General features: G+C 71.2%; 18 protein-coding genes. 1 reads left to right on the top strand and 17 read right to left on the bottom strand.

Annotation, left to right across the window (positions count from 1 at the left end):
- Positions 1 to 28: 28 nt before the first annotated feature.
- The 17 genes from AB0H21_RS24325 to AB0H21_RS24245 form a co-directional block, all read right to left on the bottom strand.
- Entirely contained in the window at positions 29 to 331 is a 303-nt protein-coding gene (locus AB0H21_RS24325) for a hypothetical protein (RefSeq protein ID WP_358520412.1), read from the bottom strand.
- On the bottom strand, positions 324 to 1,148 hold the full coding sequence (locus AB0H21_RS24320) for a DUF6085 family protein (protein WP_358520410.1): 825 nt from the start codon (positions 1,146 to 1,148) through the stop codon (positions 324 to 326). Before AB0H21_RS24320 ends, AB0H21_RS24325 begins: the two co-directional genes overlap by 8 nt.
- On the bottom strand, positions 1,145 to 1,636 hold the full coding sequence (locus tag AB0H21_RS24315) for a hypothetical protein (RefSeq protein ID WP_358520408.1): 492 nt from the start codon (positions 1,634 to 1,636) through the stop codon (positions 1,145 to 1,147). Before AB0H21_RS24315 ends, AB0H21_RS24320 begins: the two co-directional genes overlap by 4 nt.
- A gap of 9 nt (positions 1,637 to 1,645) precedes the next feature.
- The gene (locus AB0H21_RS24310) at positions 1,646 to 1,942 is read right to left on the bottom strand and encodes a hypothetical protein (protein ID WP_358520406.1); all 297 of its coding nucleotides are present in this window, start codon (positions 1,940 to 1,942) and stop codon (positions 1,646 to 1,648) included.
- A complete protein-coding gene (locus AB0H21_RS24305; protein ID WP_358520404.1) occupies positions 1,942 to 2,295 on the bottom strand; it encodes a hypothetical protein in 354 nt (117 codons plus the stop codon). Before AB0H21_RS24305 ends, AB0H21_RS24310 begins: the two co-directional genes overlap by 1 nt.
- Positions 2,295 to 2,729 (bottom strand): hypothetical protein, encoded by a 435-nt coding sequence (locus AB0H21_RS24300; protein WP_358520401.1) that lies wholly within the window; start codon positions 2,727 to 2,729, stop codon positions 2,295 to 2,297. Before AB0H21_RS24300 ends, AB0H21_RS24305 begins: the two co-directional genes overlap by 1 nt.
- Entirely contained in the window at positions 2,720 to 3,274 is a 555-nt protein-coding gene (locus AB0H21_RS24295; protein ID WP_358520398.1) for a RusA family crossover junction endodeoxyribonuclease, read from the bottom strand. The genes AB0H21_RS24300 and AB0H21_RS24295 overlap by 10 nt, the downstream gene beginning before the upstream one ends.
- Entirely contained in the window at positions 3,271 to 3,663 is a 393-nt protein-coding gene (locus AB0H21_RS24290) for a hypothetical protein (RefSeq protein WP_358520396.1), read from the bottom strand. Before AB0H21_RS24290 ends, AB0H21_RS24295 begins: the two co-directional genes overlap by 4 nt.
- Positions 3,660 to 3,920 (bottom strand): hypothetical protein, encoded by a 261-nt coding sequence (locus tag AB0H21_RS24285; protein WP_358520393.1) that lies wholly within the window; start codon positions 3,918 to 3,920, stop codon positions 3,660 to 3,662. Before AB0H21_RS24285 ends, AB0H21_RS24290 begins: the two co-directional genes overlap by 4 nt.
- A gap of 15 nt (positions 3,921 to 3,935) precedes the next feature.
- A complete protein-coding gene (locus AB0H21_RS24280; RefSeq protein WP_358520390.1) occupies positions 3,936 to 4,388 on the bottom strand; it encodes a hypothetical protein in 453 nt (150 codons plus the stop codon).
- Positions 4,385 to 4,681 carry a hypothetical protein gene (locus AB0H21_RS24275; RefSeq protein WP_358520387.1) on the bottom strand — a complete coding sequence of 99 codons (297 nt, stop codon included), beginning with the start codon at positions 4,679 to 4,681 and terminating at the stop codon, positions 4,385 to 4,387. Before AB0H21_RS24275 ends, AB0H21_RS24280 begins: the two co-directional genes overlap by 4 nt.
- Positions 4,678 to 5,805, bottom strand: a complete 1,128-nt coding sequence (locus tag AB0H21_RS24270; protein ID WP_358520385.1) for a hypothetical protein — start codon at positions 5,803 to 5,805, stop codon at positions 4,678 to 4,680. The genes AB0H21_RS24275 and AB0H21_RS24270 overlap by 4 nt, the downstream gene beginning before the upstream one ends.
- Positions 5,802 to 6,560 (bottom strand): hypothetical protein, encoded by a 759-nt coding sequence (locus AB0H21_RS24265; protein WP_358520383.1) that lies wholly within the window; start codon positions 6,558 to 6,560, stop codon positions 5,802 to 5,804. The genes AB0H21_RS24270 and AB0H21_RS24265 overlap by 4 nt, the downstream gene beginning before the upstream one ends.
- Complete coding sequence (locus AB0H21_RS24260) at positions 6,557 to 6,805, bottom strand: hypothetical protein (protein WP_358520380.1); 249 nt, start codon at positions 6,803 to 6,805, stop codon at positions 6,557 to 6,559. The genes AB0H21_RS24265 and AB0H21_RS24260 overlap by 4 nt, the downstream gene beginning before the upstream one ends.
- Complete coding sequence (locus tag AB0H21_RS24255) at positions 6,802 to 7,263, bottom strand: hypothetical protein (protein WP_358520377.1); 462 nt, start codon at positions 7,261 to 7,263, stop codon at positions 6,802 to 6,804. Before AB0H21_RS24255 ends, AB0H21_RS24260 begins: the two co-directional genes overlap by 4 nt.
- Positions 7,260 to 7,535: a hypothetical protein gene (locus AB0H21_RS24250; protein WP_358520374.1), complete on the bottom strand. Its 276-nt coding sequence runs from the start codon at positions 7,533 to 7,535 to the stop codon at positions 7,260 to 7,262. Before AB0H21_RS24250 ends, AB0H21_RS24255 begins: the two co-directional genes overlap by 4 nt.
- A gap of 323 nt (positions 7,536 to 7,858) precedes the next feature.
- Positions 7,859 to 8,119, bottom strand: coding sequence for a helix-turn-helix transcriptional regulator (locus AB0H21_RS24245; protein ID WP_358520372.1), 261 nt, complete (start codon positions 8,117 to 8,119; stop codon positions 7,859 to 7,861).
- A 192-nt stretch (positions 8,120 to 8,311) separates the two neighbouring features.
- On the opposite strand from AB0H21_RS24245, the gene AB0H21_RS24240 reads away from it, so the two are divergent.
- The gene (locus tag AB0H21_RS24240; RefSeq protein ID WP_358520370.1) at positions 8,312 to 8,767 is read left to right on the top strand and encodes a hypothetical protein; all 456 of its coding nucleotides are present in this window, start codon (positions 8,312 to 8,314) and stop codon (positions 8,765 to 8,767) included.
- Positions 8,768 to 9,206 lie beyond the last annotated feature (439 nt).

The raw sequence follows: 9,206 nt of genomic DNA, 5'->3' as shown, positions 1-9,206 counted from the left end.
GTTCCGTGGTTCGGGATGGGTCAAGGGCTCACCACTGCGGGTGGGCGCGCGGGTCACCTCCGCCGGGTAACTGCGCGCGGGCGGCCCGGTACTCGCTGGTGGGCGCGGTGCCGGACTGCTCGTTGGGGTGGCGCCACGCGCCGATGACGTCGCCGGGCCGGCTGCCGGTGTCGGCCGCCGTGGCGGGGAAGAGCCGCAGGATCCGCTCCCAGGGCCAGCCGGTGTGCTGCAGGTGCGCCAGGACCTGGCGGACGTCGCGCTCCTTCCAGTCGCGGCGGGTGCGGGTGAGGAGTTCGATGAGTTGGCGTTCGGCGCGCCGGGCCTCACTCATCGGTGGCCACTCCCTCGATGTGTTGTGGGTCGGGCAGCGGCTCCCACGTCCAGCCCTGGCCATCGGTCCGCGCTCGCGCCCTGTACTGGCCCGGGCGGATCGGCGGCCCGGCCAACCCCTTGACGTGGTCGTGCAAGGCGCAGTCCATGAGGGACTCGTCGAGCCGCTCGCGCAGTGGGTGGCGGACAGTGAACGTCTCCAGGCCGAACCGCACGATGTGCTCGGTCTCCCGGTCCTCCAACAGGTCGGCAACGGCCGTGGGGCGCGGGCAGTGTACGTAGGAGCAGGTGATGAAGCCGCCGTCAGCGACGAACAGCGTCCGGCCACAGCCCATCGGGCAGTACGCGGCGAGAGAATCACGCATCGGCGGCCGCCTCTCGGTGATGTCGTCGATCACCTTGGCCATGGCGGCGACCTGTTCGGGGCCCGGGGCGTTCTCGGCGAGGTCGGCGGCCGCCACGATCGCTGCAGCCCGCAGACGAGCCCCATGCGGGTGCACGCGGCCGCCCGGGGTCGATGCGAGAACGACCATGCTGCCCTCGACCCAGGCCGTGACGCGGATCTCGTCGCCATCGGGCGGGGACAGGATGCTGCGGATCTGGGCGGCGCCTGGCCGCGGGAGGATGATCGGCGGTTCCTGGCCGGTCGCGCGGTAGAGGCTCGCCACGAGCTTCGGCAGTTCCTCCGGCGGCAGCACGACCCCGCCGTCCGACGCGGCGAGGTAGACCATGCTCTCACCCTCGATGGAACGGCGGACGGCCAGCTCGTCGCCGTCCATGTCGCGGTAGCGGTAGCGGATGGTGTGGTCGACGGTCACGGCTGGGCCTCCAGGGCGGCCGTGATGGCGGCCGCGGTCTCGTGGGCGATGGCGAGGTCATGCTCGGCGCGGCGCCGGTCGAGCTCGGCCAGGCCCTCACCGCCGCGGAGCGCGAAGGCCCGGACCTCCTGCGGGTCGGCCGGGCGGAGCGCCACCTCGGCGACGGGGTGGCCGATCAGCGCGAACACGAGCTCGTGCGCGACGGCCTCGGCGTCGGCGACGGCGGGCAGCGCCTGGCCGTCCAGGACGATGCGCCAGTGCCTGTCATCGCCCCAGACCCGCGGGATGATGTCGAGGTCTGCGAGGTCGAGCGCGTCGTCGAGCGCCCGCGCGAGGTCATCGCGTCCGGCGAGGGCACCATCGCGCGCCTCCCGGTACTTTCGGTACAGCTGATCGATGGTGGTCGGCTCGGTGCGTTGGGCGGCCTCCTGCTCGGCGTTCTCGGCGGCCGCCCTGTCGCCGTCCTTCTGCTGGTCGTACTCGCTCACGTCAATCCTTCAGAGGGTGATGGTGCCGCCGCTGGACAGCGACACGGTGATAGGGCAGCGGCAGTCGCCGAAGCACTCGGCCCCGCACGTGTGGCACTTCACGCAGTAGGGCGAGCCGCCGCAGTCGCAGCAGTGATCGGGAATCCGCCAGCCGGAGCAGCAGACGTAGCCGCCGTCCCAGTCGGTCTCGCCGTCGCAGTCGCATGCCTCTGCGCCGTCACGGCAGACGCCGCAGGGCTCGCAGACGTTGCACGCCTCATCGGCGTCGCAGCCGCACTGCTCGGCGGCGGGGGTTGGGGCGGACATCAGTCCTCCCCGCCGGCGGCGATCTGGTCGCCGAGCAGGCTCAACTGCCGCCGGGCGTCCTCGGCCGAGGTGAGCTCGTCGATGGTGCCGCGCGCCGTCCTGAGTTGATACATGGCCTGCTGCGCGCGGCGAAGGTGGTCTTCCTGGTCGCGGGTGGCGATCTCGATGCCGGTGATCTGGAGGTAGACGGCCGGGGCGGCCTCGGCCTCGAGGGAGACGTCGACGCGCTTGACGGTGGTGAACTCGACGATCGCGACGATCGTCTGGTCCAGGCGGCCGAGGCGGTTCTCGTACGGCTCCAGCACGCGGGCGATCGGTTTGGTGATCTTGGATGCGAGCTTGATATCGGGCATCAGGTGGTGGCCTTTCGGGGGACGTGCTTCGAGCCCTTGCACCGCTCGTAGGGCAGCGAGGGATGGTTGCGGGAATGGGTGGTCATCGCGCCCCGGAGCAGGCCGGTGGCGAGGAGCTTCACGCGGCGGCCGCACTCGTGGCAGGTGTCACGCGTCGGCCGCACCGGCTGGGCCGTGGACTCGGTCTCGGGGATGAGGCCGAGCGCGACGCGGGCGAGCCGGGAGAAGGCGATGTCGTCGTCGTGCTGCGGGTGCGCGCAGGGCGGGTCCTGCGGCTGGCGGCGGGCGCAGTGGTGCCGGTTGGCCACGCGCCGGGCCATCACCTCGGCATCGGCCTGGGCGGCGCGCCATGCGGCCTGCCGGTCGTCGTCGAGGTATTCGACGTAGGTGAGCGCCTCAGCTCTGGCCTGGTCGACAGCGGTGTTCAGGCCCATATCGCCTGCCAGACGTGGATGACGGCGCCGGGCCGGGCCAGGGCGGCCGGGTGGCCGGGGTAGACCTTGCGGACGCGGCCGTCGACGACCTGGGCGTCGTCGCGCCACACCGAGGCCTGCGTCAGTGCGTCCCCGACCGCGCGGCCGTGGTGGTCCCAGTCGCCCGAGCTGCGCGTCGTGGGTAGTGCCCGCGGGCTCAGCAGCGGCTCGACGGTGACGACCATCAGGACGGTCAGGGCGCCGCCGTACAGGCCGTGATCGCGGCGCGGGATGCCGCACTCGGTGCACGGGCCCGAACGGCCCCGGCGCTCCTTGGTGGGCGGCTTGTGCTGGTGGGTGCCGAGCGTGGCCATTGCGGCGTCGCGCACCGCGTTCCGCCACGGCCGAAGCGTCTTCTCGTTGGTGTAGTAGCCCCGACCGGCGCTGTTGTGGGAGATCGCGCCCTGGGGCGCCGGGATGCCGTAGGCGGTGATGGAGGCGAGCGGGTCGCCCGCGGGACCTGACCACAGGTCCGCGGGCGACTCCTCCAGGGGCAGCTGCGTCACCGTGGCTGCTCGCTCACCGGCGCCGGAGCGGCGTCCATCTGGGCGGGCAGGACGCCGAGCTGCTGCAGCAGCCCACGCAGCTCGTGGGACGCGTAGACGAGGCTGCCCACGTTGCCGAGCCGGTCCCAGGAGTCCATGAGGCCGACCGCACCGGCGATGATGACCCGGACCCGGTCGGTCGCCCCGGCGAGCTGGTGCTCGGCGGATACGGCGCGCCGGGTCTGGGTGTGGAGCAGCCTGCTGAGGTTGCCGAGCTCGGTCTTCTGGATGGACACGATCTTGCGCACGTCGATGAGCGATTCGTGCGCGGCGTCAAGCTTGGCCTGCAGGTGGTCGCGCTCACGCTCGGCGCGCGCAAGGCGCGGGGCGATCAGGCGGGTGAGGATCACGAGCGTCCTCTCAGGGGGAAGCGGAACCGGCGGCGGGGGAGCCGCGCGGCGATGGCGTCCAGGGCGTCCTCCTCGCGGGCGGACATGGACGCGGTGAGCGACTCGGGGTGGCCGGGCATGTCGCCGATGTGCACCCGCGGCGTGCGGAGGCGGGCGATCTGGAGGCCGGTGTAGACGCCGATGCCGTAGACGGTGAGGGCGACCAGGCCGACCGCGACGGCGATGATCACCACGTCGGTACGCGTGAAGATGATCAACTGTGTTCCTGGGGGTCAGAACGGCACCTCGATGTCGTCCCAATCCGCGCTGTCGCGCAGCGGGGCGAACACGAGGGTGAAGGGGGCGACGGGCGGCCGCGGCTCAGGGCGGTCGAGCACGACGGAGTTGGCGTAGCCGAGGTGCAGGCGGCGGGCGATCTCGCAGCCTGTGCACTGGCACTGCAGGCGCTTATCCCACTGGCCATCCGCGCCTTCGACCCACGTGGCGTGGCCGCGCAGCATCTCCTCGAAGGCCTGGCGCACCTCGCCCATCTCGGCCCGGAGCTCGCCGAGCTCTTCGGCGACGCTGGCCTCGCGGCAGTCGCAGGCGGTGCGGTGCTGGATGCAGGCGGCGTACCGCGGGTCGAGGGTGTTCTTCGGCAGGGGCGCCAGGATCGAGATCTTGACTCTGTGGCGGGACGGCCCGAACCAGACGCCGTGCCGGATGGCGAGCTCGGTGGACGTCATCCGGCCCCGCCGCCCTTCGCGCGGCGCACAGCGCGCAGCCGGGCCGCCCGCTGGGCGCGGGCGAGCTGGGTGCGGGCGTCCTTGATGGGCGCTTCGAGCTGAGCGAGAAGGGCGCGGATCTCGGCGATCAGCTCGGGCGTGTTGCCAGACTCCGCGCACGGATGCCACTCGCCGTCGGCCGTACGGTGGTGGGTGATGTCCGCCATCGCGGAGATCACCGGGTGGACGGCCTCGATCAGCTCCTCCCAGTCCGCCGGGTCGAAGTCCTCGCGGGTCAGCTCCGGGCCGGTCACTGGTCGCCGTCCTCGACGATCTCGGGCTCCACGACCTCGTCGTCGCCGTCCTCGGCCTCAATCTCGGCCTGCTCCCGCCGCGCCCGCGTCTCGGCCAGCAGATCGCCCAGCACCACCGCGGCGTCCTCCTGGGCGGCGACGTTCGCCAGCGTGTCGATCAACGCCGACGCCTCCGCCTTCGTGAGCTCGCTCGAGGACGTCAGCTCCCGGTCGACCAGCACGCAGGTGGCGCGCAGCTTGTCGGCACGGTCGTTCCACCCGATGTCCCGGTACAGGCTGTTGATCTTCCCGAGCTGCGGCTTGCTCGCCAGCTCCGGCGGCACCCCCTGCGGCTCCGTGGACGGTGCGGGCGCCGGGTCGGCGGCGGGCGGCTCGTCGTACCCCGGCTCGCCCGGCAACGGCGGCGCCGGGACCTCCGCGCGCGGCGCCGTACGCGCCTCGGCCGGGGACGCCGACCGCGCCGACGCCTGCCCCTCGGCGGCCGGCTCCCCGCCCTCGGCGGCCGCCGGAGGCGTAGCGGAAGGCGCGCGGCGCTGCGCGGTGCGACGCCGCGGCGTCGGCGGCGCGGCCGAGGACGTGACCCCGACGCCCACCTCCGGCCCGCCGTCGACGTCCTCAAGCTCCTCGGTGGTGTACGGCATTCCGGCGACCACGTCCGCGAAGATGCGGCGGCAGAGCCGCGCCGTCGCCCGAGCGACCAGCTTGTCTTCCGGGTATCCGCCGAGATCGACTTTGGCACGCTTGAGCTGGTCGGCGGTGAACATCACCCGGGTCCAGTCCTCCTCACCGCGGCGGCGCCCCTCGACGATGCAACGGGTGTCGGTCGTCTCGGCGTAGCGGATCTGGTGCCCCTGGGCGAGCACCAGGGCGCGCATCAGCTCGGCGGACTGCCCCGGCTTCCCCTTGATCACATGGATGTGGCGCAGCGCGACCATCGGGCCGACACCCATCTCGCGGCCCGTCAGGATGGCGGCAGCCACCGCGGCGGTCCGGCCGCGCAGACTGTCGGGCACGAACTCGGTCTGTGCCAGGTCGGCGGCGAGCTGCCCGACCGGGCGAACCATCTCCGTCCAGGAGTCGATCTCCGCGCGCTGGTCGCGGATGGCGATTTCGTTGCTGGTCACGCTGCGGCCTCCGAAGGGGGCAGAAGGGCGTCGCCCTTGTAGTCACGGCACGCGGCCGCCGCCTGGGCGACCTGGCAGATGTAGAGGAACTGGCGGTGCACGTCGCGGCCCGCCTCGAAGGGGTAGAGGTCGTAGCCGTCGGCGCGGAGCCAGACCACGCCGACCTCGTCGATCTCGGGCATGGGCTGTTCGTGGCCGTCCTCGTCGAGGAAGAGGTCGGCGTACCGGTAGGCGGCGAGCTGGAAGGCCATGTCGCCGTACGGGCCCCGCGCGTTGGTCTTCCAGTCCAGGAGCCACCTCTTCCCGTCGCGCAGGGTGGCGACCAGGTCGGGCGACCCGCCGTAGCGGTGCCGGCGGGAGAACACCGGCCGCTCGACCATGAGGGCGTCGACGTCCCACTCGTCGAGGAACTTCACGCACGCCTCGACGTGCCCGGCGAGCTCCTCGGGGACGTCGACCTCCTCGCCCCGGACGAGCCGGTCGGCGAGCGCGTGCACCCGGGTGCCCCGCACGCCCGCGCTGTCGCGGACCTCGGTGTGCGCCTTCTCCAGGGTGCGGAGGCGCTCGGAGACGGGGAGCTCGGCGAGCTCGTCCCAGCCGTCGACGGCGCGGGCCGCGACGGTCTCGGCGGCCCACTTGACGAGCCCCGTCCTGGGGAACCCCTCCTTGATCAGCGTGGTGACGCCGGGGACCTTCTCGCCGTCCAGGAGGTAGGAGTGGCCGCGGCCGTGGTTACGTCGCTTCGTCTCGGTCACCTGGCGACTCCGGGCGCGCCGGGCTTGACGTACTCGACGACCTCGATCGTGCGCGTACGCCGCTCCACGGGATCGAGCTTCGCCGCGCTCTCGTCTTCCCAGGGCCTGGTCTCCTGCAGCGTGAGCGAGTCCGCAGCGGGCGTGCATGGCTGGTTGTCCGTGATGTGCTCCCAGCGGCCGTCGCGCTGGGCGACCGCCTCACCGTGAGGGGCGCACGCGGGAAGGGTGCCGGTGGTCTCGCTCATGCCGCACCTGCCAGCACGTTCCCGGCGTCGGCCTCAGCGCGCGTCGCCCAGCGCCACCCGGTCGGCAGCTCGCGGGCCGCCCACCACGTCGGCGCCTGATCCCCGGGCTGGACGGCGAGCCGGTACACCGGCGCATCCCCGGGCCGGTCCTCCCACACCCGGTAGACGCCGGCGCGGTCCACCAGCTGCAGGACGTCGACCCGGCACCAGCAGGCGTCGCCGTCCTCCCAGCGGACGTAGACCATGCCGCCCATGGCGGGCCGGTCGCGCAGCGGGATCAGTGCGATGTGCCCGGGGCGGCCGTCGTTCCAGCGAGCGGCGATCTCGTCGGCCGCCTGGACGATGACGCCTCGGATGCCGCCGCCGAGGTGGATGATCAGCGCGCCGAGGATCCAGCGCTCGGCCAGGCGCTCCACGCGCTCGTCGAGGGTTCGGGTGTACCGGTGGCGGATCGTCATGCGACCTCACCCCGGAGCGCGGCCGCGGCGCGGTCGCCCAGCTCGATCTCGGCCAGGCGCCGGCGGAAGACCGACGGGCGGAAGCGCTTGTCGTACTCCCAGGCGTCGACCTGGGCACGGACGTCGACCGCCGGGGGCAGGTGCGCGGCGGCGCTCTCGGCGAGCGAGGTGATGGCGTCGCGGCAGATCGCGTTCACGTAGGAGATGACCTCGTCGTCGGTGGGGAGCGGCGGCCGCTCGAAGCGGGGACGCCGGCGGGAGAGAATGGACATGGTGGTTTCCCTTCGGGGATCAAGGCCCCCGTGACCGCTGGCACGGTGCGCGGGGGCCGCTTCTTAGGCGAGGTCGGCTTGGGCCTTCCGCGTTCGCTTGAGCCGCAACTCGCTCATGTACGCCCGCACGGCGCTCTCGGCGGCCTGCAGGCGCGCGGTTTCCGTCATGGCCCCGTCGGGGTCGACGCGGTCGAGCCAGTACTCGACCCGACTAGGTGAGGCACGCCGCGCTGGTTCCGTCCTCTCAGCGCGGTTGGGCGTCCGTGCCCACGACTTCAGGACGGCGATACGCGCCTGCGCTGATCGCTGCTTCGTGCTCGCCATCAGCGGTCTGCCGACACGAGGCTCGCGGCTTCGGAGTCAGTCGCGATGCGCTCCCTGCACAACGCCCCCAGCGTGCACCCCAGAGCCGTCGCGATCCGGTTCAGGGTCGCCAACGCTGCTGGCTTGTTCTCCAGCTCGATGTTGCTCATCGACTGCGGAGTGATCTGGCTGGCCTTGGCGAGCTCGGTGACCGACATCCCCTTGGCCCTGCGGATCGCTCGGATGGCATCCCCGTTTTGGGACATACCCAAATGAGTCATGGCGCAACATTAGGCATTGAGTCCGCTTTTGGCAAAATCGAACATAGTTGGGAATCAACCCGGGGACCTGCACTAGTGGGGTACCCTGCTCCTGCCTGCGGTTATGCTGTTTCCTGGACAGGCGTTGACGCCTCAAGTTGATTCATGGACCATCGACCCATGACCACGCCTGTGTTACAAGGAGTGAGACCGATGACCGTAGGCCCCAAGTGGGTACGGCTCGGAGACGCGCTCAAGGCCCGACGGACGGAGCTCGCTCGAGCCATCGACGCCGACTGGCGTTTCCGTCGGCGCTTCGTTGATGCTCACCAGCTCGACTACCGGACCACGTCTGATCTGGAGGAGGCCCGGCGCGACAACTACGGCGAGACGACCTACCGCCGTACCGAGGCGGCGTACCGATGGGCTTCTGGCTCCATCGCCGCGATCCTTCAAGATGGCGATGCGACTCCGCTGCCCCTTGGTTCCACAGCGCCCAAGGACTCCCAGGAACACACGCTCCAGCGCGTCGAAGACGGGGACTTCGAATTCTTCGTCGCGGCCGCCACCGACGCACTGGAGAGGATGACCGAAGAGAACCGCGCACGGGCGGCCAGTGAGATGCTCCGAATCTTGCGTGACCTGGCGAAGAAAGATGCGTCCGATTAAGGACTTCCGCGCCCTGTTCCTGTGTAGTCCTGAAAACAGGAACGGCACCTCCCCCGGAAGGTGCCGTTCGGCCTCTGCTCGACTACGGGATGTCCCGCGCTGCGCGTAACGCATGCCGTACGGCCCCCACGGAATCGCCAGGGGACGGTGGCGGCATGCCCAAGGCCGCGTGGATAGCAGCCTGTTTGTCGGCGGGCATGTGCAGGGCAGCATGGACGGCCACAATGCGCGGGTCGAACCCAGGGCACGCCACGATTACCACTCGGTCGCGGTCGCGACCGAATGCGAACTGATACGGGTCGGGCAGAGGGGCCACATGGAATGTGACGCCCCCGTTGTTCTGACTGACCAAAGAGAACCTACCTAGGCAGGAACGGTCCAGACCTCCACTTAGGAGCCTAAAGCGACACGGGAACATCAGACGTCACAATCGTGATAC

This window comes from Sphaerisporangium sp. NPDC051011 (assembly GCF_040653595.1).
In the GTDB taxonomy this organism is placed as follows: Bacteria; Actinomycetota; Actinomycetes; order Streptosporangiales; family Streptosporangiaceae; genus Sphaerisporangium.
This window is presented reverse-complemented; position numbering and strand designations above follow the sequence as displayed.

Coding starts and splice junctions, on each gene's coding strand:
- AB0H21_RS24325 (WP_358520412.1), bottom strand. CDS start 331: ATGAGTGAGGCCCGGCGCGCCGAACGCCAACTCATCGAACTCCTCACC.
- AB0H21_RS24310 (WP_358520406.1), bottom strand. CDS start 1,942: ATGTCCGCCCCAACCCCCGCCGCCGAGCAGTGCGGCTGCGACGCCGAT.
- AB0H21_RS24305 (WP_358520404.1), bottom strand. CDS start 2,295: ATGCCCGATATCAAGCTCGCATCCAAGATCACCAAACCGATCGCCCGC.
- AB0H21_RS24300 (WP_358520401.1), bottom strand. CDS start 2,729: ATGGGCCTGAACACCGCTGTCGACCAGGCCAGAGCTGAGGCGCTCACC.
- AB0H21_RS24280 (WP_358520390.1), bottom strand. CDS start 4,388: ATGACGTCCACCGAGCTCGCCATCCGGCACGGCGTCTGGTTCGGGCCG.
- AB0H21_RS24260 (WP_358520380.1), bottom strand. CDS start 6,805: ATGAGCGAGACCACCGGCACCCTTCCCGCGTGCGCCCCTCACGGTGAG.
- AB0H21_RS24255 (WP_358520377.1), bottom strand. CDS start 7,263: ATGACGATCCGCCACCGGTACACCCGAACCCTCGACGAGCGCGTGGAG.
- AB0H21_RS24250 (WP_358520374.1), bottom strand. CDS start 7,535: ATGTCCATTCTCTCCCGCCGGCGTCCCCGCTTCGAGCGGCCGCCGCTC.
- AB0H21_RS24245 (WP_358520372.1), bottom strand. CDS start 8,119: ATGACTCATTTGGGTATGTCCCAAAACGGGGATGCCATCCGAGCGATC.
- AB0H21_RS24240 (WP_358520370.1), top strand. CDS start 8,312: ATGACCGTAGGCCCCAAGTGGGTACGGCTCGGAGACGCGCTCAAGGCC.